We start from the raw sequence: 23012 nt of genomic DNA on the forward strand, positions 1-23012 counted from the left end.
CTGCCATCAATGTGGGTGCTTAAAATGGAGTTGAAACTCCCCACGATGGCACAAGCTAAGGTGCTGCCATACCGCTAAAAGATGCATGCCACACACGAAAATAGAATAAGTGATTTGCCCGGCTAGGGGTGCTTTAAGTTGCCCTTTTCTAGCGCATCTGTGGCTTGGATGAGGGGCTTTAGCTTGAGTCGGTACGGCTGTTGGTAACAAAAACAAGGTGTTTTTTCATAAGGGTATTTCAGCACAAATGTGGCTATCTTGGGGGATGAACATCTTAACCAAGTGAGTCTTTTTATAGTCTTTGGCTAAAATCCCTTTTGTGCCCGGGCACCTCGCCTAAGCATTTTCTCTACTGATTTTCTCGCCAGAGGCCATGTTGGTTGTGGCGATTATGGTGCAAAAGCAAAATCTCTTGTAACCTGCTTTTCTTCTAAATGGGTCTTAAGACCCCCCACGCATCAAAAAGAACTCAGACGCGCTTTACACCAAGTCCGCCGCCTCTTGTGGCCATAGAACAGATAACATTTGGCCCCTCACGATCCTTAGAATCTGTAAAATGCCGCTCGACCAAGTTGAAGCGATCGCCCCCTTGCAGGCGTTGTTGTTGGTGGTGTGTATTAAAGCTAGGGGGACCTTCTCTTCAACGGATTTGAGGCTCATACTGGTGGAGATGATCATAGGCTTGTTGAAGGCGGCGATGTGGGTTAAAAGGGGAGTGCTGTTCATTTTGCCCGAGCCGATCTTAAAGCCCACGCCCCCGATGTTCTCTAAGAAATTCGCTGCTGCACAGCTAAAGGGGGTGGAGAGGTCGATCATCCCCAGCTTCTCTAATACTCTTTAAACTCTCTTTCCTCTCTAGGGCTTAGGGAGCATTTTTGCATGATCTCATAAATGGAGCGGGGGCTGTTGCCTGGAATAACTTCTTTAGCCAGCGGGCTCATTTCATCCTCTGGGAGGGGTGTTCTATGCCAACGCACCTTGTGTCTAGATTAAATGGCATGCCGGGCTTTCTTGAATTGATGAAGCCCCGGTGCAGCGCATCAAGGCTTTAATAAATTCAGGGCCTGCTGGCATAAATCCCTCCATGCCGAGGGCTTTTTGATGGCAATGCAGGTCTCAAAGGCTTTTTTCTCTCCTGCTTTATCGCCCTTTTGGCGCAGCAAAGTCGCCTTGTTGTAAAGGGCGCGCTGGCGATCTTTAGACTGGAGTTTGAGGGCAAGCAGGGCATCGCTTTGTTTTAACGCCTCTTCAACTTTGCCCTCACGGCTGAGCGCACTGATGAGTTGGTTTTGGGCGTAGGGGGTGTAGCTGTTGTTTTCATAGTGCTGTTGCAAAGAGAGCAAACTTTTAGCGTAGAGCTCTAGGGTGGTGGGGTTGTTCTTGCCCTTCTCTTCACTCTCTAAAAGCAGGGCATACACCTCGATCATGCGCTCATCGTCTTTAAACTCTTCTTGCAGCTTTGGGTAAATTTTAAAGGCCTCCTGGGGGTTATTGGTTTTCATATAGTCTAAGAACACGGTGAAGGCGATGTCGTCGTACTTGGGCTGGTTGTCTACATGGGCCAAGTTCAGGGCATCTTTAGAGGCTAGCAAAGAGTTAGCAAAGTCGTTTAAAGCATAAAGGTTGCGCCCTTGTCTATAGAGCCAAGGGAGTTTGTTGAGAGGTTTGTTTTTTAAAGCTGAGGTGGCAAAGATGCCTGCCTTGTCGTAAAGATCCCCCTCATACAAACAATCAAACGCCTCGATTTGCTCTTCATCGCTTAGGGCGTGAGGGTTAATTTTCTCCATACGCACCAAATAGGTGTTGAAACTTTTGCAGTCGCCCTCCCTTAAAGCCTGCCGCTCCAGTTGCAACAACGCATCTTGCAGGGCGGATGAGTTTTGGGGTAGATTAAGATCTAAAACTTGGGAGTAATAGCGGTGTTCTAAGAGCAATTCGGCTTTGTACTCGAGGGCCTTTTGGTATTCATTGGAGTTTCTAGGGTAGTCTTTCAAGATTTGGTCGTAGCGTTGGATTTTTTCTTGATAGCCGCCGTGCATGGCAAAGAGGACCTGCTCATCCCTGGATTTCACTAAGGTGATGTGGATCATATTTGTGTAGTTGTCTAAATACTCCAAGTTGGCGAAGTGGGCTTCGTTGGGCTGGTTGTTCTTAGCATAAAGCAAGCCTAGTTCAAAGGCGACTTTTTCTTGGATATTTTTGTCGTTGTCTTGGTGCGAGAGCAAGGTTGCGATCTTGATTGCCGGATCAAAGAAAGAATGGGTTTTTAGGGCAATGAGCAAATCGTAGGATTTGATAGGGTGTTGCATAAAGTACTCGGGGTTGCCGTAAATGACTTTGCTCAAGATCAAAGTAGCGTTCTTGGCTCCATTGTTGAGGTCAAACAGCCCCCAGTTGAAGGCGATTTGGCTCGCGCTCTCGATGTCTTTAGCACTGCTGTAGGCCTTCTGAAAGAGCCTAGAAGCTCCAGGGCTATCCCCCCCATTGGCAACCTGCTGGGCCAGGTGCATTTGGGCTAGGGCAGCGTAGCGGTCATCTGGATATTCGCTGATGATGCGCTTGTAGGCTTGGGCAGCTTGGGCAGTGTAGTTGATTTGGCTGTAGATATCGCCAAGCATGTAAAGGACATAGGGGACTTGGGGATCAGCGGGGAAGAGTTTAAGCCACTGGGAGGCGACTTGGATTGCCAAATCTTGCTTTTTCTTGAGTCGACTGAGAGCGACAATCTCGTAAAAATACAGGTCTTTTTTAAAAATGGTGTGGGGATAGAGCCTAAAAATCCGCCCAATGGCTTCTAACGCTTCCATATAAGACCCATCTTTGATGAGTTCCTTTAAAGCCAAATACTCCTCTAGGTCCAAGCCCTTCGTGTAGGTGAGGGGTTTGTTGTCCACATCGAGCTCTTGGATGAGGGGCGTTTGGGCACCCTGGATGAGGATGGGGAAGTTCAGCCCCACCTTAGCGGATCCTTGCGGATTTTTGGGGGTTAAAAAAGGGATTTTTTGATGAAAACCCACGACCTGCCACACCTTAGACTCTTTCAGGTTGAGCTTTTGGATCGGAATGCTCTGCTTGTAGTCGTAGGGCAGAGCAAACAAGGCTTCTTTGAATTTTGGCTTGATGTGTAGGTGGAAAATAAAATTTTGCATGGTGTAGGACACGCTAAAAAACTCCGTTTCAAAGGGCATGAAGCCTATTTTCGGTGTGGAGTTGATCGTGCAAATGATTTCTTCAGAAGGGTATGCTATGAGCTCACATGCAAAGGGTTTATCGTTAGTAAGTGTCAAGGTGGCAAAATCTTTATCCTTTTCTCTACCCTTGGTCACGCTCAAATCAAGGGCGTGCAAAAAAGGCAAGCAGACGCAAAAAAGAGCAAATAGGCGCAACATCAAGCTTGGCTAGAGTTTAAATAAAGGCGCAGCACAAAGACGGAAAATATGCACAAGAGCGCCATGGTAGTACTGACACCATAAAGGGCGGGGGTGGCGTTTGTGGCATTTGGGGGGGTGGCAGTGGGGGCTTTAAAAAACATCGCCACAAGCAAGCGCAGGTAATAGACTGCGCTCACCGCGCTGTTTAACACCATCACGATGGGCAAAAACACTTGGTGCTGGCTGATCACCTGCTCTAACACCATCACTTTACCCCAAAACATAGAAAAAGGCGGGATGCCTGCGAGCGAACATAGGAAAATGGCACTTAAAATCGCCAACAGGGGTTTGGTTTGGATCAGGCCATTGAAGCGCTCATAAGGGTAGGTGTAGCTGTTGTGCCTCGCGTCTTGTTGGTTGGTGACCATCCACAAGATCGCAAATGCCCCAATGTTGGTGATCAAAAATAAAAGCCAATAGCTAAACAACGCCCCCGCACCATCCACCACGCACGCCAAAGCAAAACCTGTATGCGAGATCGAGCTGTAGGCCATCATGCGCTTGACATCTTTTTGCAAGAGTGCCATAGCATTGGGAATCGTGATCGTGAGCGCGATTAAAGCTGTGTAGAGGTTTTCAATGACAAAGGACTCGGTGTTTAAGAAGGCGTAGAGCACACGCAAAAGCACCACCAACCCTGCCATTTTAGGCACAATGGAGATAAAGCCGGCAAATACGGGATTGTTGCCCTCGTAAATGTCGGGCATCCAAGTGTGAAAGGGCACCAGCGACACCTTAAAGCCAAGCGCGCCTAGCATGCACGCCAAAGCTACAAAAAACAAGGGTAGGGCTTTGGGCTCGTGGTGGAAAAACGCGCTCCTTAGCCCATCGCCCACCCCGCTTAAATCTAAATGCCCCGTGAGCAAATAGAGCAAAGCCACGCCCAGCACAAAGAACACCCCCGCCAAAACGCTCAAGCTAAAGTATTTGATCGCCGCTTCGATCCCCGTGCTTTTGTAATTGATCGCCATTAAAACACACATCGCTAAAGACGCGCTCTCTAGCCCAAGCAAAATCAGTAATAAATGATCTGTGGAGACCATGAGAATAAACCCGCCGACCATGAAAAGATAGAGGGGGTAGAACTCGGGGGTTTCAAACTCGCTAAACTTCTCTTTACTTAGAACTAAGAGCAATAAAAGCAAACTTGCAAGAGCGATGAAAAGCTGCCCGCTCAAAGATGCGCCATCGGTTAAAAAATCGCCCGCGCTATCTGTGGGGGGGTTATAAAAGGCGATCCATAGCACACTAGAAGCAAGGACCAGCCCCGCGATCGCCACACTCAAAGGTTTAGAAAAGCCCTTCAAATCCAAGAGCAGCAAGAAAATCCCACCCCCCACACACAGAAACAGAGGCATGAGCACTTGTAAATCCAACTCAGGCATAAGAGATGAGATCAAGGGATTCATTGTTCTTCCTTAGGTATTGATGCGCCCTTGTAGGCTTTCTAAGAGCACTTGTACACTCTGCTCAATGGGGGCAAGCAGGGGCTTAGGGTAAATGCCTAAAAACAGCACCGCCGCCACTAAAAGAGCCAACACACTTTTTTCGCTGCAGGTTAGGGAAGTCAGGGCTTTGGCTTTATTAAGCGCATAATGCCCTGAAGGCTGTGCGCCATAGAACACTTTTTTATACAGCACCAGCATATAAATGGCGGATAAAATAATGGTCGTCCCCGCTAAAAATGCCATGAGGGGAGAGCTTTTAAAAAAGCCAAGCAGACTTAAAAACTCGCCCACAAAACCGCTTGTAAGGGGCATGCCCACATTGGCCAATAAGAGCACCATGAAAAATGCCGCATAGCTCGGCATCAAATGCGCCACGCCCTTAAAGGCGACAATCTTACTAGAGTGATAGCGATCAAACAATACGCCCACGAGCATGAAGAGCCCAGCACTCACCAACCCGTGTGAAAACATCGTAAAGATGGCACCCCCCACACCCTCCACATTGAGCGCATACAGCCCCAACACCGCCACACCCATGTGCGACATGGAGCTATAGGCGATCAATCGTTTCATCTCTTTTTGTGCGCTTGCTAAGAGCCCGCCATAAAGCACCATTAAAAGGGCTAAGACGCTTAAAGGCAAAAAGTAATGCAACACCACATTAGGAAACAAGGGCAATAAAAAGCGCACCATGGCGTAAGTCCCCATTTTTAACAGCAGAGCCGAGAGCACCGCCGAGCCAACGACGGGGGCGTTGCCATAGGCGTAGGGCAGCCAATTGTGGAAGGGAAAAATGGGGATTTTCACCGCAATGCCCACGAAGAAGGCGATGAACACCCACAAGCGCACTTGGGGGGGCAGGACCACGCTGTTGAAGGTTTCTAAATCAAAATTAAAGGGGGTTTCAAGCGCAAGGCTGCAGGCATAGGCATAGTATAAAATTGCTAGGAGCATAAAAAGCGAAGCTAAAAAGGTATAAAGGAAGAATTTAAGCCCTGAATAGACTTTAGGCCCCACGCCATAACGCCCAATCATGTAAAGCACGGGTAGGAGCGACACTTCCCAAAAGACATAAAAGAAAATGAGATTTAAGGAAGTGAAAACCCCCATTAAAATGCCCTCCAAAAGCAGGATACAAATGAGCATATCTTTAATGTGTTTACTCACATACAAGGCGAGCAAGAATAAAATGAAGGCGGTTAAAAGCAGTAGAGTTAAAGAAATCCCATCCACGCCCACATGGTAGTTGATCCCCACTTGCCTAACAAGGTTGGCAAACTCTTCAAATTGCATCACCCCCGTGTCCTTGTCAAACAGCACCCACAACCCCACGACAAGGGCGAGCTCAAGAGCGGTGATTAAAACCCCATAGGGCTTGGCGTGCTTTTCGCTCAAACCAAATAGGGGCAAACACGCCACAATGGGGAAGAAAATCAACACGCTTAAAAAGTGGTGCGGCAAAAGTGCGTCCATACTAACTCCAAAAACTTAACATTGTAACAAAGACGATCACCACCACCCCAAAAGCCATGAGCCTTAAAGCTCCGCTCAAATTGCCACTTTGCAAGGGGATCAGCATTTGCCCGATTAAAGTGGGGATTTTGGCGATGGTATCCACAAAGGCATCGAGCATGCGCACTTCAATTTTACGCCATACCCAAAAGGCAAAGCCCAAAAATGCCCGAGAGATGGCAATGTACAGAGCCGGGATATAGTATTGGTTTAAAAGCAAGCGGTAGAAAAACCCGCCCTCTTTGTTGCCAAAGCCTTTTTTATACTTTTGCACGGCGTAAGCAATGGAGAGTAAAACCCCGATGGTCGTAAGAGCCAATAAGAGCATTTTAGGCACGGGGTAATCGGCAAAAGAGGGCACTTTAATCGCCTTTGAGACAAAATGAAAAAAGCCATGCTCAAAAAAGCCTGCCACTACGGCTAAAATGGCTAAGGGCAGCATCGCTACAAGCATGAATCCAGGGGCTTCGTGGGGATGATCGATCGCATGCACTTTGGGAGCAAAGAACACAAGCATTAAGAGCCGAAAGCTGTAAAACGCCGTAAAAAGCGCCCCAATCAGTAGGGCTAAAAAGAGCCCATGGTGGCCTGTGGCAAAGGCGACTTCTAGGATTTTATCCTTAGAGAAAAAGCCGGCAAAGGGGTAGAGCCCACAAAGGGCTAAGGACGCGAGCCCCATCAAAATGGCCGTGGTTTTTAAGGGTTTATAAAGCCCGCCCATTTTGCTAATGTCTAGTTCATCGTGCATGGCATGCATGACATTGCCCGCCCCCAAAAAGAGCAGGGCTTTAAAAAAGGCGTGGGTGAAAAGGTGAAACAAGGCAATCCAGTAAGCCCCCAGCCCCGCCCCCACAAACATATAACCCAGCTGTGAGAGGGTGGAGTAAGCTACAATGCGTTTTAAGTCTTTATTGACTAGTGCCATGCTTGCTCCAAACAACGCCACAAACGCCCCTAAACAAGCAATGCCATAACCCAACCCAGGCAATGCGCTATACAAGGGGTGCGCGCGGATCACCAAATACACCCCAGCCGTAACCATGGTGGCGGCGTGGATCAAGGCCGATACAGGCGTGGGCCCCTCCATCGCGTTGGCTAGCCAAGTGTGTAAGGGAAATTGTGCGCTTTTACCCACCGCCCCAATAAAGAGCAATAAGCCAATGCCATAAAGTGTATGGGGGTTGGCACTAGAGAGGTTGCTAAAGACTTCGCTGTACTTCACCGAGCCAAAGGTCCATTGCACCCATAAAATCCCCATGAGCATGCCAAGGTCGGCAATGCGGTTCATTACAAAGGCTTCAATGGAGGCGTTGTTCGCGCTTGTTTTTTGATACCAAAAGCCAATGAGTAAGTAAGAGCACAGCCCCACGCCCTCCCAGCCCACAAAGAGTCCTAAGAAGTTATCGCTAAGCACTAAAACGAGCATAGAGAACACAAAGCCCGAGAGGTAGCTAAAGTAGCGGTTATAGCCCTTGTCATGTTGCATATACCCGATCGAATACACATGTACCAAGAAAGACACCAAAGTAACCACCACAATCATCACCGCGCTAATGGGGTCAAGCGCAAAGGAAAAGCCCACGCTAAAGCCGCCTAAGACCATCCAATCAAATAGGCTAGCTTGCACCATTTGGTGGTGCAAGCTCACATTGAGTAGATACAACGCACACAGGAAGGCAAGCCCTAGCAAACTAGAGTTAATGACCCCCACTTGCAAGCTCTTGGGGCAAGTGCCAAAACAGCCCGCATAAAGTGCCCCCGCTAAGGGCAAGAACAACACCGCTTCTAACACCAAAGACGCGCATATATGATCCTGCATGCTAACCTCTCATGCGCGCTAGGGTATCTATGTCTAGGGTTTTATGTTTTCTATGCCATAAAATCACAAGCCCCAGCCCCACGGCCACCTCTGCTGCCGCCACAGCAATCATAAACAACGCGAACACCTGCCCATCAATGTTTTCCAAAGAGTGGGCGATCGCCACAAAGGCAACATTGACGGCATTGAGCATGATTTCTGTAGAAAAAAAGAGCATTAAAATGTTCTTGCGCCGCAGAATGCCAAAGAGCCCCACGCTAAAGAGCAAAGCCGAAAAGACCAAATAATGCGCTAGGGTAAGCATCAATTCTCCTTCTTAAGTGCGCTCGCCATCGCCCCAACTAGGGCGACCAAGAGCATGAACGCCCCCACTTCAAAGGCGACTAGGTATTTAGTAAAAAGCACAAAGCCAATGAGCTTTATGTTGGAAGTGTCTAAATCGGGGTTCAAGCTCTCTTGTAAATTGTGCGCGTAATGCGCCACAAAGGGCGCGCCCAAGAAAGCCACCAACACCACCGCTAAGGCAATGGCTAGCAGGGCGGGGATTTTGGGGGCGTGTTTACGCTCCTGCACCTCTTGTGAGGTGTTTAAAAAGAGCATGCCAAAGGCGTACATCACCACCACCGCGCCTACATAGACTAAGATTTGCACCACGCCTAGAAACTCCGCGTCCAAGAGGAAAAAAAAGGCGGACACAAAAACCATCGCCGCCGCTAGAGAGGTCATGGCGTATAAAATATTCGTGGTCGTAACAACCACAAACGCCATGCCAAGAGTTAGGGCAGCAAAGATATAAAAGGCAATGCTCTCAAACATGGCTCTCCTCCTTCTCTTTTTTCTCTTTGTCCTCTGTTACCCCCTCTTTGTTCTCCTGTGCCTCCTGTGCCTCTTTAACTTTAGCTTCCTTCGCCTCTTTTGCCCCCTCCTTATTTTCCTTAACCTCTCCTTTAACCTCCCCCTTCACTTCCTTCGCCTCTTTAACCTCTGGCGTTTCTTTAGCCCCCTCTTTTTTGCCCTCTTCTTTAACTTTTTTAACCTCCTCTGCCTTTTCCTCTTTAAGGGCGTAATCTAGGGGGGTTTGGGCTAGGCGTGCATTGGCGTTCGTGCTGGGTGCGCCAAAGCCGGCAAATTCGACATGGCTGTGGTCTTTGGCACTTTGTATGTCGGTTAAGAACTCTGATTTGCCTCCAAATTGCGCGCGTTGTTCACTGCTGTTTTCAAAGCGCTGCCCCATCACAATGGCAAGCTCGGGGCACACCTCGGCACACAGCCCGCAATAAATGCACCGCCCTAAGTTAATGGTGTAGCTGTCGATGTATTTGCGCTCGTCCTCTGCTTTGTGCGTGATGATACGGATACAATTACTCGTGCAAATCTTTTCACACAGCCCACACCCGATACAGCGCTCATTGCCCGACTCCAAAAGCCTTTGCAAGTGGTGCACGGCTCTATATCTAGGGCTTAAGGGCAACACCTCCATAGGATAATGTATCGTAACCTCTTTACTAAAAAACTCTTTAATGGTCAGCCCCAAGCCTTTAAACAGCTCTAGCCCAAAGCTCGTTTTGAGCGTGTCTAAAAGTTTAGGGCTAGGCTTTTTAGGGTCTAGCCATTTATAGGTTTGTTTGCCCATGCACTCCTCCTAAATTAAGATGATAAGCCCGGTGGCTAGGATATTGACTAGGGCTAAAGGGAGCATGATTTTCCAGCACATGCGCATGAGTTGATCGGGGCGGACATGGGGGAAGGTCGCGCGCGCCCACATGGACAAGAACACAAAGAAACACACTTTAATTAAAATCGCAATGCCACCTGGGATAAAGCCCCACGCATTGTAACCCCCAAAGAAAATCAAAGAAATCACAAAACAAAAGGCGAATAAATGGGCGTATTCGGCTAAGAAAAACATGCCCCAACGCAAACCGCTATACTCCGTGCAAAAGCCTGCCACAATCTCGGCTTCGTGCTCTAACAAGTCAAAGGGCGTGCGGTTCAACTCTGCGTAGCTAGAGATCAAGAACAAAAAGAAGGCTAAGGGCTGCTTGAAGACAAACCAGTGCAACATCCCGCCCTCTTGGTAGTGGTTGATTTCTACCAAAGACAAAGAGCCCACCACCATGATGGGGGCTAAAATCGTTAGGGTGCTCACCACCTCAAAGCTTAAGAGCTGAATGGTCGCTCTTGCCGCCCCGATTAAAGAATACTTGCTATTAGATGCCAAGCCCGCAAGCAAGGGGGCGTAAATGCTCGCCGAGCCCACCGCCAAAAAGAACAATAACCCAACATTGATGTCGGAGATGATGGGCTTGATTGTGTGCCCGAAGATTTGAAAATCGCCAAAGAAGGGGATGGGTGCCATGCTCACAAATGCGCTCACCATAGCGATGACAGGAGCGATGGAAAAAATCAAGCGGTTGGCGTGCTGTGGGATGATGTCCTCTTTGGTGAAAAGTTTGATCGCATCGGCGATCACTTGCAACAACCCAAAGGGGCCGACATAAGTGGGGCCTAAACGCCTTTGAAAATAGGCTAAGACTTTGCGTTCCAAATAAGTCCCAAACGCCCCCAGCCCCGAAAAGACTAAGACCACCACTAAGATTTTGATCAAAGTTTCTACAATCTCGGCACTCATGCACGCTCCCATTCTAAGGTTTCAAAGGGACTGCTAAACACCCCGCTAGTATCTAGGCTCGGGCTCACCATAAACACGCTACTTTTTAGGCTGTGATCGATGTAAATTTTGCCCGTGAGTGTGTGCCCCTCCCTTCTTAGGCAAATGGTTGCCCCCTCTTCTAGCCCCAAACTCTCTAAATGTGCCTTAGAAGTGTAAATGCCCTCTTTGAGCTGGAGGTTTTGGCTCTTTAGGGTGTGGGTGTTAAACTGCGTTTCGGCAAATTGCAAATAAGCGTTAAACTCTAGGGCACTTTCTAGGGGGCTTATAGGTTGGCTAGCTTCTGTGCTTTGTTTTAGGGTGTGTTTAAGCTTATAGCCCCTGTGGTTGCTCTTGTCATTGGCGTAAAAATTTGTCAAATCGTCATAGGCGACGCCTAAAAAGCCCTTTTCTTGGGGCAATTCGTGGGTATATTCGGCTAAAGTTTCTCCATAAAAGCCAAAGTGCTGCGCGATGTCGGCAAAATCTAGCCCTTCATAGGCAAGAGCAGGGCGTAAAGCAAGCACCCGCCCTTCAAAATTCACCATGCTCGCCTCCATTTGGCTAAAACTGGGTAAAATAAAATCTACTGCGTTTTGCGCCACTCCGTTTATATCTACACAATCGCTATCGAGCACAAAATCCCCTTTGGCACGCACCCCCACACTAGGGCCAGCGTGGCTGTCTTTTTCTAAGGTGCAAAGCGACACAATGCCTAGGGCATTCGCACTTGGAGGGATTAAAAAGATTTTTAATTTCTCTAGGTTGCTTGCCTCTTGCAACATTAAAGCGATGTTTTTAGCTTTGGGGTGGGTGTAAATCTCAGGCCCTATCAACAAAGCCACACTGGGGGCTTTCTCCATCAGGGCTTTGATTTTTTCATAAGTGGAGCTGTCGAGTTTGGCATTTTCTAGCATGGCATATACGGGGGGTTTGGGCTCGGCTTTTTTGGGCTCGGGCTTTGTTTCGCCCTCTATGCCCTGGGCAACTTCTGCAGGCTCTATAGTCTCTGCAGTCTCTGCAGACCCAGGCTCAACAACCACACTCGCTTTCAAACTCTCTAAGCTCGGGCTACTCACCCCTAAAGCTAAGAGAAACGCCCCTAAAATGATCTCCTCTGCCCCTACACTATGGCACACAGGCACCACGCTGCGACTCATTTTCTCAAGGGCTAAATCCTCTAACGGATGGGCGTAAACAAAGCTTGTGCCCTTATTCACCTTTAGGGCATTGGCTAGGGCATATCTTAGTAGGGGGTTTTCATTTTTCAGTCTTGAGCCCAAAGAGAGCACACAGCCAGAGCTTTTTAAATCTTTCAAGTCGTGCCACTTGGGGCTAAACACGCCTAAAAACTCTTGGAAGGTGTAAAGTTTTTCATTATGTATGCTAAAGTTGCAAATGCGACGCATTTGTTCCAATAAATACGCCTCTTCATTGGTTAAATCCCCTCCAACATACACCGCCTTAGCCTCTTTAAGCTTTTGTACGGCCTGATCTATATTCTTGCTACCCCCCCTTGAAGCGTGCAAATCAAAGCCAAAGCGCCCCGCCCCACAAATGGGGTTGTGATAAAAGTCGTTGCCGACTCTAAAAATGCGTTGCTCTTCGCCCAAAGTGTCAAAGTGGCGCACCTGATAATCTAATAAACACCCCGCCGCACAATGCATGCAAGTCGAGTCTATATGCTTTAGCTCCCACGCATTGGCTTTATAGCTAAAATCCTTATACACAATCGCGCCCACGGGGCACACGGCGATACACTCCCCGCAGTCATAGCAAGGGGCATCGCCTACAAAGGCGATCATGCCCTTTTGTTTGCGGCTCCACACGCTAAAGGGGTCTTTGGGCATGCTCTCTTTGAATTTGTCGGGGGCGTGTAAATTCGCCTTGCTCGCCTTTAAATTACTATCGCCTATGTTGTCGCTGCAAGTGGTGACACACCTCTCGCACATGATGCACAAATTGGGGTCATAAGACGCTTGTGCCCAAAAGGCGAAGGGCTTTAGATTGTCGCGCACACTAAAGGGCTGGCGATCCACTAAGGTTCTATGCGTCATGTCCTGTAACTCGCACTCGCCGCTTTTATCGCACACCCCACACTCTAGGGGGTGATTGACATCGTAGGTTTGCATGATCATCTGGCGCTCAGCGACTAAAGCAGGGGTCTTCGTGGCGACTTTGGTGTTGGGCTTAGGTTTGGTGTTGCAGGCATAAACCCTTTTGCCCTCCACCTCCACCATACACATTTTACAAGCCACCGTGGGCGAGCACCCGCTCAAATAGCAAATGGCGGGGATATACACTCCGGCACTGCGCGCCGCTTCTAAAATGGTCTGCCCCTCGCTAAACTCTACTTGTTGCCCGTCTATTTCTATGCTTGGCATGCCTTAAGCCCTTTTCACCACTAAAGTCCAATCCACTCGATTGAAGCGCAAAGAGTTCATTAAAATATCCCCTCTCTGTTTGATCGTCTCCGCGCTCTGCTCCACAATGTCAAAATCCACCACTTCAAACATAAAGATCACCACTTCCCCCGGGCTTACACTGCTATCTAAAATCGCTCCCATGCGCTCTAAAACCACACTATTTGGCTCATCTCTTAAATGCCGTAAATCAAAGCGTTTCATCGATCCACCTCCCCAAAGACAGCATTACTCGAACCGATGATCGTTACAGCGTCTGCTAGATACTGCCCCACTAAAATATCCTGCATCGAACCTATATGAAAGAAACTAGGGGCGCGGATTTTTAAGCGGTAAGGGTAGGGCTCGCCCTCTGAGTGGATAAAAAAACCCAGCTCACCCTTTGGCGACTCGGTGGGGGCATACACCTCGCCTCTTGGCGGGCGCATGCCTTGCGTTACCAAGACGAAGTGCTGCATCAGGGCGTAGTTCTGCGTCATGATGTCCTCTTTAGGCGCGCTGAAATACTGCGGGGCGTGCGCCATAATGCTAGGCTCTGTGGGGGCGTGCATGGGGATTAATTGCTCTAAAATGCGTAGGGACTCTAAAATCTCTAGCATATACAGCTGGTAGCGGTCGTAGCTATCCCCATAATTGCCCACGGGTATGTCAAAGTCTAGCTCAGGGTAGAGCTCATAAGGCTCTTCCTTACGCACATCATAGGCTATGCCCGTGCCTCTTAGCATGATCCCACTTGCTCCCCACGATTTGGCTTGTTCCTTAGTGATTGTGCCGACATTTTCTAAACGGGCTTTCCAAATGCGGTTGCTGTCTAAAAGCCCACTGATGAGTTTATGCATCTCTCTAACTTCTTGAATGAAGGCTTTTAAGCCCTCTAGCCAGTTAGAAGGCAAATCCAAGGGCACGCCCCCGATTCTAATGGCATTGTGTGTGAGTCTTGCCCCGCAATAATCCTCCATCAAATCCAGCCCATACTCACGGGTTTTAAAGCAATACAAAAACACCGACATCGCCCCGACATCCAGCGCATGCACGCTTAAAAAGAAAATATGCGAAATGACGCGGTTGAGCTCTAAAAGCAGGGTGCGGATCACCTGCGCGCGTCTAGGGATTGTTACGCCCAAAAGTGTTTCCACAGCATGGGCAAAAGCGTAGTTATTGCTCGTGGATGAAGTGTAGTCTAGGCGGTCGGTGGTGGGCATGTACTCGTTGTAGGTCATGTTCTCGCCCAATTTTTCACAGCCTCGATGCAGGTAGCCAATTTCTGGCGTGGCTTTGGTGATTTTCTCGCCCTCTAACTCTAAGATCAAACGCAACTGCCCATGTGAAGAGGGGTGCTGGGGACCAAAGTTGATCACCATTTGCTTGTCATCGCGCTCAAACAAGACATTTTCAAATTGCGGTTTGAGTTTGGTAAAGATTTGTGCCATTAGGGGCGCTCCTTCAACTCTATGGGCTCTTGACTGTGTAGGTCCTTGACGAACACAGATTTCTTAAAGGTGTGTTTGCCCGTCTTGTCCTCTAAAGGCAAGCCCTTGGCCTGCTCGTGCCCGACTTTAGAGAAGCTAAAGGTGTCCTTCTCATCTACCCGTGCGCTATCCCTCTGCTCGGGTCCGATCACCTCGCGGTATTCCTTACCAAAAATCTTATCCACCTCATACCAAGCGGCGTGCTCATCGCCTTTAAGCGGATAGGACTTTAAGAGCGGGTGGCCCACCCAATCATCGGGCATCAAAATGCGCTTTAGGTGCTTATGTCCAGCAAAGACGATCCCAAACATGTCATACACCTCCCGCTCGCTCCACAGGGCGGATTTAAATAGGTGGCTTAAGGTGGGAGGGTTTTCACCCTTTTTAAGCACAGCCTTTAAACGCACGCGCCTTTTGGTGGCATATCCAGGCAGATAGGATAGAAACTGATAAAACAGCTCAAACTCCCCCCTTTTTTCTAAGAAGTCGATCGCGCTCATCTCGCTTAAAGTCTCATAGCCCAAATTTTTTAACCTTTCAGCGACCTGTGCCACTTCTTGCACTTCTATGACAAACACCGCCGTGTCTATCTCTATAAAGCAATCGAGCACCTTGTGGTAATAGCTTAAATGGTTGTAAATCACCTCATAGGGCGAGCCGGTGATGGGCGTTTTAGGCGTGGCGGGCACGACATAGAAGCGATCGGAGTAATGGACTTGCTTTTGGACATTGGCATTGGGGCGTTGTTTTCTAACCATCAAGAGAACCTTTAGATCAAGCGTTTTTGGTTGGTTTCGGGCAGGGCTTTTTGGCGGCGGATTTTATCTTGCAACACCATTAAAGCGTATTGCAGGGTCTCAGGGCGGGGCGCACACCCGGGCAGGTAAATGTCCACAGGGATCACCCGATCCACCCCTTGCACCGTGGCGTAGGTGTTGAACATCCCGCCTGTGTTCGCGCACGAGCCCATCGAGATCACCCATTTAGGTTCGGGCATTTGGTCGTAAAGCCTTCTTGTAAACTCGGCGTGCTTTTTGGTGAGCGTGCCCGCGATGATCATCACATCCGATTGTCTAGGCGAAGCCCTAAAAATCGTGCCAAATCTATCGAAGTCAAAGCGCGAACCCCCCGTTGCCATCATCTCAATGGCGCAACACGCCAGCCCATAAGTTAAGGGCCATAGCGAGTTGCTGCGCCCCCAATTGAGCAAACGATCCAAAGTCGTTAAAGCAACGGGGAGTCCCCCATTTTTTAAATAACTCACTGCATGCTGTGCCACTCTAGTGCTCCTTTCTTTAGGGCATATACAAAGCCCACCACTAATAGGCCGATAAAACTTAGCATTTCAAAAAAGCCCCAAAGGCCCAATTCTTTAAAGTCCAACGCCCAAGGGAACATGAACACAATCTCCACATCAAAGAGAATGAATAACACCGACATGGCGTAAAACTGGTGGCCCAAGCGGTTTTGCTGCTTTAGGGCAAGCGGGCCACACTCATAGGCGGCGAGCTTCAACTTCTCGTTTTGCTTGCGCGCCAACTTGCGGCTAATGAACCGCTGTATCCGCAAAGTCCAATTAAAGACTAAAAAGCTAAAGACCAATAAAATAAACACCCCAAAATAGGGATGTTCGGCGACATTCTCTACGTCCACCACTCGCTCCCATGAACTTAAGATAACGAAGCATTAAACCCAACTATTAAAGCATATTTTCATTAATCTTAACTTTTGGCACGAGGATAAGTTGGGGTAAGTGTGTCGTTTTGTGCTATAATGCCCCTTTCTTATCCCATATTTTGCGGTGCAAACTATTGCTAGGGACAAACATGTATGAAATCAGTAAAAAAATCTTAAATGTCGTGGGGCGCACAAACGCCGCCTATAATTTGATCGGCGAGGGGGATAAAGTTTTGGTGGGGCTTAGCGGGGGTAAGGACTCGATCCTGCTCTCTTGCATTTTGGCGCGCATGCAAGCGCATGCGCCTTTTAAGTTCAGCTTCAAGGCCGTCACAGTGCATTATGGACTCAATGAAGATTTGGCGTGGCTCACTAAACTTTGTGAGGAGCAAAACATCCCGCACGAAATCCTACACACTAATATTGCCAAAACCATCAGAGAAAAACGCCGCGAGCAAAGCTCTTACTGCTCTTTCTGCTCGCGCATGCGCCGCGGGGTGCTCTACAACTACGCCCTAGAAAATGGCTTTAATAAACTTGCCATCGCCCACCATTTAGACGATGCCGCCGAGAGCTTTTTTATGAACTTCACCTACAACGGCAGCTTACGCAGCATGCCCCCCATTTACAAGGCAGAAAATGGGTTATTTGTGATCCGTCCGCTCATCCACATCAGAGAGCGCCAAAGCATCGACTTTGTCAAATCCCAAAACATCCCCACCGCCCCCGATTGCAACTGCCCAGCCAAACAGCCCGACTCGGACAAACCCCCGATCGCCAGGCTTGCCACCAAGAACTTTTTAAAAGAAATGGAGCGCGCCAACCCCACGCTTTTCACATCGCTGAAAAACGCCTTTTGCAACTTGCATGCCAACAGCTTTAGCGACCACGCCTTTTTGGACGCACAGGGGGCATAAATGGGACTTGATTTAATCGTTTTCTTGCTTTTTATGGCTCTAGCCCTTTTCATCGACTTTAAAGCGCACAGCCACGATCAGGTGATGGGGCTAAAAAGTGCTATAGGTTGGTCTCTCTTTTGGGTCGCCACCGCCCTGCTCTTTGCCGCCTATTTGTATTGGCATGACGGCGCGACGAGCATGTCGCTTTTCTTAACGGGCTATGTGCTGGAGAAAGCCCTGTCTGTGGACAATCTCTTTGTCATGATGGCGATTTTTGCGTGGTTTAAAGTGCCCGAGATTTACCGCCACCGCGTGCTGTACTATGGCATCATCGGGGCAATTGTCTTTAGGCTCATCTTTGTGCTGGTGGGCAGCGGCCTTATGCATTTATCCGCCTATGTGGAAATTGTCTTTGGCTTGCTGGTGGGCTATAGCTGTGTGGTGATGGTGAAAAACCAAGAGAAAGAAGAGGATACGGGCGAGGAGGACTACTCCAAACATTTAGCCTACCGCCTGGTGTATAAATTCTTCCCTGTCTATCCTAAATTGGTCGGGCATGATTTTTTCATCAAAAAAGAGCAGCTAAGCAGCCTAGAGCGCAATTTAGAAGGGCAGGAGGCGAGCGAATTGCACCACCAAAGTGCTTTTGCTAAGGCCAAGATCATCGCCACACCCTTATTCTTGTGTTTGGCGGTGATTGAGCTTAGCGATGTGATGTTTGCCTTTGACAGTGTGCCCGCCGTGATTGCGGTGAGTAAAGAGCCTTTGATCATCTACAGTGCGATGATGTTTGCCATTCTAGGGCTTAGAAGTTTGTATTTCGTGCTTGAAGTGCTTAAAGGGCATTTGATCTATTTAGAAAAAAGCGTGATTGTAGTGTTAGCGTTCATCAGCCTAAAGCTCATCCTGGCCGCCACCGATCAGCTCTTTGGGGTGGGTGTGGACATTAGCCCCACCATCAGCCTTTATATTGTGCTGGGTGTGCTGGGTGCGGGGGTGCTCTTAAGCCTATTTAAGGGCAAGCAAGAGCGCGCACCCACACCAAGTAGCCCCGATCATTTTGAAGAGCCAAGTGTAGAAACACCCAAACAAGAGGTGGCGGACTTCACCCACACAAGGCTCAACAACTGCGAGCATAAAATCCAAGAGCTAGAGGATCGGGTTAGCAAACTTGAAGAGGAGAAACATAAGCCCTAAAAATATGACTTAGAGGCTTAAAGTGGAGTCAATGGGGCTAAATTTTGCTAAAATAGTGTTTTTATTTTATAGATAAGGGGTTTTGCGTGTTCCAGAAAGTGGTTTTTCAAATGCTAGGCTTGGGGGCTTTGGTGGGTTGTTTGCCCTTAGAAGCGGCTAAAAATGGTTGGTATGCCCAGGCGGGGTTAATCTACTCACATGCGGCGGGGGCAAATGCGACACGCACCCCTAATGATACTTGGAACAGTCCCTTTGCTGGTGACATGGGCGGTGTGGATTTTGTGGGAGGCTACAAACAATTCTTTGGCAAAAAAAAGCACTGGGGTGTGCGTTACTACGGACTCATCAGCCTACAGGGTGGGGGCTTTTCAGAAAAAACGGGTAATAAATATCCCACACGAGGGCCCTTGGGCAGTTTCTTTTATGGCGTGGGCATCGATGCGCTGTGGACATTCTTTCACAATCGGGGCACAGAGATCGGAGCGTTTGTGGGCATGGCCGTGGGGGGGATAAGCTGGGCTGCGGGTGCAGGCAAGGCTAATGATGTGTGCCAAACCAAAGTTACGAATGGTACTTGTGTGAGCATGAATCATTTGGCCCTTAAAAACTCCATTGGCAACCCCAATGCAACCTACTCCCCCACCTTCGTGCAGTGGATGTTTAATTTTGGGGTGCGGGCGAACTTTGGGGCACACAATGGCGTGGAAGTGGGCTTTAGAGTCCCTGCCGTCAACACGCCCTTTTACACCTTAACTAATGGCAATATCTCCACCAGCACCATCTCCTTTAGACGAGTGATCGCACTGTATGCCAACTATGTGTATAACTTCTAAGGGAGAGTGATGCGCCCTCTTGCTTGCGTGTGCTTGCCCTTGCTTATGTTCTCTTTAGCCCATGCTAAAGAAGTCTATGATGCGCAAAAAATCGCCGACTTGTTTTACCAGCTCAATGGCGACACCAAAAACCCCCATAAGAAAATCAACCATGCCAAGGGCTTTTGCGCGGCAGGCGTGTTTGTGCCCAGCGAGGACTCTAGGCTAGACATCCCGCTTTTAGAGCAAAGGAGTATCCCCACAGAGGTGCGCTACTCTCTTGGCGGGGGCAACTTGCATGCCAGCGACAAATCCAAATCACGGGGCATGGCTTTAAGGATAGGCAAAGATAGCGATTGGGTGATCGTGATGACCAATGCCCCCATCAACTTTGCCAAAAACCCCGAAGAGTTTGGGCACTTTTTAGAGCTGCGCATCCCTAAAAACGGGCATGTGGATCAAGCCCGGATCAAAAAAGCAACCCAAGAGGTGGAGAGTTTTAGAAACTTCGCCCACTATATGGCAGGCATTGGGGTTACTAGGAGTGTTGCTAACACCCGCTACTACTCCACGCACACCTTTTACTTCAAGGACAAGAACACCCAACGCTTCTTGCCCGCCCGCTTTAGCTTTGTCCCTGTGGCCGGGGTGCATGACCTAACCCATGCGGAGTTAAAGCGTGTGGGCAACGACTTTTTAGAAAAGGACTTTGAAGAAAAAGTCGCCAAAGCCCCCATTGTCTACGACATGGTTTTGGAGCTGGCCAATAAAAACGACCCCACCAACGACACCACCAAACTATGGCATGGCAAGCACGAGCAAATCACCATCGGGCAACTTAAAGTGCAAGCCTACAAGGGGCATGGGTGCAATGGCGAAGTGTTTATGCCGGGTATGTTGCCTAGTGGGGTAGAGCCGCCCAAAGACCCGCTTTTTAACCTACGCAACGAGGTGTACTCCATCACCTTTTCTAAGCGTCAATGACAAGCCTGGCGTGGCAAAACGCGCTTAGTTTCCATGTCTTTTTGATGGCTCTAGGCCCTGTGCTTTTTCTCTTGAATTTAGCCTTCTTGTGGTTAGCTAAAAATTACGCCTCTTTAAACAAAACGCTCTACTTCACCATGCCCATGGTGTTCATGTGGGTGGCGATGGCGTTTTTTAGCGGGGTATTTTTGTGGGCGATGCAACGCTTTCACTTTTCGTGGAAGGTGGGGCTCATGGGGCTTGTGTTGACGGTGGTGTGTGGGGGCGAGATATGGCGGGTGCGTAAGCTCAAAATCGCGCGCACCAAAGAGGCTTTCATGCTCTCTTATATCCAGTGGTGCAAGGGGCTGTATGGGCTTAATTTGCTCTTGTGCCTTGCCTTGTTTCTTTAATGCGTTTTCTCTACCACCCACAAGCCGGCGCGCCCACTCTAAACCTAGAAGATCAAACCTACACGCATATTTATTTGAGTCGCCGCACAAAGGCCACACAAGAGCTTATTTTACGCAATCTAAAGGACGACAATCTCTACACCTACCAACCCCTAAGCGTGCAAAAGCACCGCGCCACTTTAGAGCTTGTTAGTGCTAAAGCCCAGCCCAACCGCCCCACACAGGGCGCGCACTTGATCTTAGCACTCATCAACACAAAAAACATAGAAAAAGTGTTGCCTTATTTAAACCAAATGGGGGTGGCAAAAATCAGCTTTTTTATGGCCGCCTTTAGCCAAAGAAACGAGAGGCTAGATAAAACTAAGCTCGAGCGCTTTGAGCGGATTTTAACCGCGTCTTGCGAGCAATGTGGGCGCAGCGATTTAATGCCCCTAGAGGTGCTAAGAGATTTAAAGAGCGTACTAGAGCGTTACTCTAGGGCGGGGGTGTTGGACTTGGGCGGGGGGGCTAGTTTCAACGCTAGGCAGGGGATCATCATCGGCCCAGAGGGGGGCTTTAGCGATGAGGAAAGGGGGCTATTTAAGGAGCGCGCAATCTTTAGCCCCTCTAATCTAGTACTCACAAGCGATGGAGCCGCACTCTTTTGTGCAGCTTTAAGTCTCAAGTCATAGACTAAAGTTGGTTTAACGCAGCGTTAAGTGCTTTAGTGCTGCTGTAGTTGGTGTTTAGCGGGGATTTTATGACTTATTGGCATTTTGACTTAAGCTATGGCTTCAGCGCACTCAGTGATTTGTGGGCTGTTGATATGTGGGTTGAAGTGCTGAGTGGGCTTTAGGGGATAATGCCTTAAGTGTTAAAAGGCGTGGCCCAAAGAGCCACAGATGTAAGGCCTAGAGAGAAAGTGCATTAACATTTAAATCGCTGGGAAAGCTGCGGACAAAGACAATGTTATTGGTGTCGCTGCAAACTTGCCCATCAGCGGCGGCTTTGCCATGGCAAGGGGCAAAGGTGTAGTCTTTGTGCAGATTGTCAATTTGGATGCTGAATTTATGGCTTTTGTTATCCACACGCCCCACATACACCATGCTGGGGAAGATGTTGGAACTTCTAGTGTCCGCCGCCGTGCTGGCTTTGTTGGTCAAATGTAAAATAGAGCCCCCTATGCTGGCAGCTAATCCTCCATACCCGGGAGCATACTCACCCGCTGTTTTTAAGGCCGCTTCGGTGCCGGTTTTTAAGATGGCAGAGGCGATGGCTCTATGTTTAATGGCGGGGAGGGCGGCCATGTATTCTTTTTGGACAATGACATTAAAGTTAGAGAGTACGCCCATGTTTTCGCTTTTGCCATTTTCTACGATTTTAAAGCTGTGGTGGAAAGAGCGCCCATCTTGGAGGGTGGGGAGGGCAAAGTTAAGCTCGGTGATTTTGTATTCTTGCAAGGTGGGTTGCATGCCATCTTCGACAATCACCCATGTGTATTTTTCGTGGCTGTGGTGCATGAGGTGTTTCAAATCCTCGCCCACGATTTTACTTTGGCTCACCCCATAAGCTTCTTTCAATTCGTCCATGGCTTTGCTGTTGTCTCCATTGCTGGCAAAGAACAAGCCCCCCACATAATTGACAAGAGGGTTGATGAAGCCATTATAGGCACTGTACTGCTCTAAACTAGAAAACTTGCTTTTAAGCTCGCTATCCAAACTTGACATGCCAGCCACCATTTTGTTTGCCATAGAGGCGTTTTTTTGTTTGGCTTTTTGAAACTCAGCTTCAGCCTTCGCAAGCTCTTTGTGGTAGGATTCTTTAATGCGGCGCTCTCTGTCAATGGTGCGGTTAAATTCCACTCTTGCTTCTTGTTTGCTATTTAAAAAGGCGTAGTCTAGGGCTTTGTAGTAGTTGGCAAGAACCCATTCGTACTTATGCCCTTCATAGGGGGTGTTGATGGCTGAACCATAGGTGGCCGCCCCCACTTTATCGATGCCTTTTTCGATGTTTCTTAGGTTGGTGTCAAAAGCTTGGTCTGCCTTGTCTAGGCTTGTTAAAGAGTTTTGGTACTGCTTCATCATGAAAGCATTCACCCCATTTTCTAAATTCCACAAGGGCGCGTCTTTTTGTTTCTTATCTTCAGCTAGGGCACTCTTAGACACTTGGTCGGCTCGTTGGTGGTTTTTGGCGTAATAGGCTTGTTGGAACTGGTTAAGCTCACTGCGGCTTTTTTTTTTTTTTTTTTCCCCCCCACACCAAACCCCCCACCCCCCCCCCCCCCCAACACCAAACAAAAAAAAAACCAACACACTGTCCA

At 48.7% G+C, this 23012-nt stretch carries 20 protein-coding genes and 2 pseudogenes; 6 read left to right on the plus strand and 16 right to left on the minus strand.

What is annotated here, in order from left to right:
• Nucleotides 1-225: 225 nt before the first annotated feature.
• The 15 genes and pseudogenes from AOG36_RS09415 to AOG36_RS04630 form a co-directional block, all read right to left on the minus strand.
• A pseudogene (locus AOG36_RS09415) lies at nt 226-968 on the minus strand (N-acetylneuraminate synthase family protein); the annotation flags it as partial.
• A 72-nt stretch (nt 969-1040) separates the two neighbouring features.
• Nucleotides 1041-3389 (minus strand): tetratricopeptide repeat protein, encoded by a 2349-nt coding sequence (locus tag AOG36_RS04565; protein ID WP_015106807.1) that lies wholly within the window; start codon nt 3387-3389, stop codon nt 1041-1043.
• Nucleotides 3389-4840 (minus strand): NADH-quinone oxidoreductase subunit N, encoded by a 1452-nt coding sequence (locus AOG36_RS04570; protein ID WP_053825613.1) that lies wholly within the window; start codon nt 4838-4840, stop codon nt 3389-3391. Before AOG36_RS04570 ends, AOG36_RS04565 begins: the two co-directional genes overlap by 1 nt.
• A gap of 9 nt (nt 4841-4849) precedes the next feature.
• On the minus strand, nt 4850-6352 hold the full coding sequence (locus tag AOG36_RS04575; RefSeq protein ID WP_053825614.1) for an NADH-quinone oxidoreductase subunit M: 1503 nt from the start codon (nt 6350-6352) through the stop codon (nt 4850-4852).
• 1 nt (nt 6353) lies between these two features.
• Nucleotides 6354-8210 (minus strand): NADH-quinone oxidoreductase subunit L, encoded by a 1857-nt coding sequence (nuoL, locus tag AOG36_RS04580; RefSeq protein ID WP_015106804.1) that lies wholly within the window; start codon nt 8208-8210, stop codon nt 6354-6356.
• 1 nt (nt 8211) lies between these two features.
• On the minus strand, nt 8212-8514 hold the full coding sequence (gene nuoK / locus AOG36_RS04585; protein WP_015106803.1) for an NADH-quinone oxidoreductase subunit NuoK: 303 nt from the start codon (nt 8512-8514) through the stop codon (nt 8212-8214).
• Entirely contained in the window at nt 8514-9026 is a 513-nt protein-coding gene (locus tag AOG36_RS04590; protein WP_015106802.1) for an NADH-quinone oxidoreductase subunit J, read from the minus strand. Before AOG36_RS04590 ends, nuoK begins: the two co-directional genes overlap by 1 nt.
• Before the next feature lie 169 nt (nt 9027-9195).
• Nucleotides 9196-9843, minus strand: a pseudogene (nuoI, locus tag AOG36_RS04595) (NADH-quinone oxidoreductase subunit NuoI); the annotation flags it as partial.
• A 9-nt stretch (nt 9844-9852) separates the two neighbouring features.
• Nucleotides 9853-10842, minus strand: a complete 990-nt coding sequence (gene nuoH / locus AOG36_RS04600; RefSeq protein ID WP_015106800.1) for an NADH-quinone oxidoreductase subunit NuoH — start codon at nt 10840-10842, stop codon at nt 9853-9855.
• Nucleotides 10839-13244, minus strand: a complete 2406-nt coding sequence (locus AOG36_RS04605; RefSeq protein ID WP_015106799.1) for an NADH-quinone oxidoreductase subunit G — start codon at nt 13242-13244, stop codon at nt 10839-10841. Before AOG36_RS04605 ends, nuoH begins: the two co-directional genes overlap by 4 nt.
• A gap of 3 nt (nt 13245-13247) precedes the next feature.
• Nucleotides 13248-13487, minus strand: coding sequence for an NADH-ubiquinone oxidoreductase subunit E family protein (locus tag AOG36_RS04610; RefSeq protein ID WP_015106798.1), 240 nt, complete (start codon nt 13485-13487; stop codon nt 13248-13250).
• The gene (nuoD, locus tag AOG36_RS04615) at nt 13484-14713 is read right to left on the minus strand and encodes an NADH dehydrogenase (quinone) subunit D (protein ID WP_015106797.1); all 1230 of its coding nucleotides are present in this window, start codon (nt 14711-14713) and stop codon (nt 13484-13486) included. The genes AOG36_RS04610 and nuoD overlap by 4 nt, the downstream gene beginning before the upstream one ends.
• The gene (locus tag AOG36_RS04620; protein ID WP_015106796.1) at nt 14713-15510 is read right to left on the minus strand and encodes an NADH-quinone oxidoreductase subunit C; all 798 of its coding nucleotides are present in this window, start codon (nt 15508-15510) and stop codon (nt 14713-14715) included. The genes nuoD and AOG36_RS04620 overlap by 1 nt, the downstream gene beginning before the upstream one ends.
• Nucleotides 15511-15521: 11 nt before the next feature.
• Nucleotides 15522-16031, minus strand: a complete 510-nt coding sequence (locus tag AOG36_RS04625; RefSeq protein WP_015106795.1) for a NuoB/complex I 20 kDa subunit family protein — start codon at nt 16029-16031, stop codon at nt 15522-15524.
• Entirely contained in the window at nt 16013-16408 is a 396-nt protein-coding gene (locus tag AOG36_RS04630) for an NAD(P)H-quinone oxidoreductase subunit 3 (RefSeq protein WP_015106794.1), read from the minus strand. The genes AOG36_RS04625 and AOG36_RS04630 overlap by 19 nt, the downstream gene beginning before the upstream one ends.
• Before the next feature lie 170 nt (nt 16409-16578).
• On the opposite strand from AOG36_RS04630, the gene AOG36_RS04635 reads away from it, so the two are divergent.
• From AOG36_RS04635 to AOG36_RS04660, 6 genes are all read left to right on the plus strand, one after another.
• Nucleotides 16579-17346, plus strand: coding sequence for a PP-loop family protein (locus AOG36_RS04635; protein WP_015106793.1), 768 nt, complete (start codon nt 16579-16581; stop codon nt 17344-17346).
• Nucleotides 17347-18525 (plus strand): TerC/Alx family metal homeostasis membrane protein, encoded by a 1179-nt coding sequence (locus tag AOG36_RS04640; RefSeq protein WP_015106792.1) that lies wholly within the window; start codon nt 17347-17349, stop codon nt 18523-18525.
• 86 nt (nt 18526-18611) lie between these two features.
• A complete protein-coding gene (locus tag AOG36_RS04645; protein ID WP_015106791.1) occupies nt 18612-19358 on the plus strand; it encodes an outer membrane protein in 747 nt (248 codons plus the stop codon).
• Between the two features lie 9 nt (nt 19359-19367).
• On the plus strand, nt 19368-20321 hold the full coding sequence (locus tag AOG36_RS04650; protein WP_015106790.1) for a catalase family peroxidase: 954 nt from the start codon (nt 19368-19370) through the stop codon (nt 20319-20321).
• On the plus strand, nt 20318-20713 hold the full coding sequence (locus tag AOG36_RS09040; RefSeq protein WP_015106789.1) for a hypothetical protein: 396 nt from the start codon (nt 20318-20320) through the stop codon (nt 20711-20713). Before AOG36_RS04650 ends, AOG36_RS09040 begins: the two co-directional genes overlap by 4 nt.
• Nucleotides 20713-21384: a 16S rRNA (uracil(1498)-N(3))-methyltransferase gene (locus tag AOG36_RS04660; RefSeq protein WP_053825615.1), complete on the plus strand. Its 672-nt coding sequence runs from the start codon at nt 20713-20715 to the stop codon at nt 21382-21384. Before AOG36_RS09040 ends, AOG36_RS04660 begins: the two co-directional genes overlap by 1 nt.
• A 219-nt stretch (nt 21385-21603) precedes the next feature.
• Here the strand turns inward: AOG36_RS04660 and AOG36_RS09045 are convergent, their stop codons facing one another.
• On the minus strand, nt 21604-23004 hold the full coding sequence (locus AOG36_RS09045) for a COG3014 family protein (RefSeq protein WP_238374887.1): 1401 nt from the start codon (nt 23002-23004) through the stop codon (nt 21604-21606).
• Nucleotides 23005-23012 lie beyond the last annotated feature (8 nt).

The organism is Helicobacter heilmannii, from assembly GCF_001283065.1.
In the GTDB taxonomy this organism is placed as follows: Bacteria; Campylobacterota; Campylobacteria; order Campylobacterales; family Helicobacteraceae; genus Helicobacter; species Helicobacter heilmannii.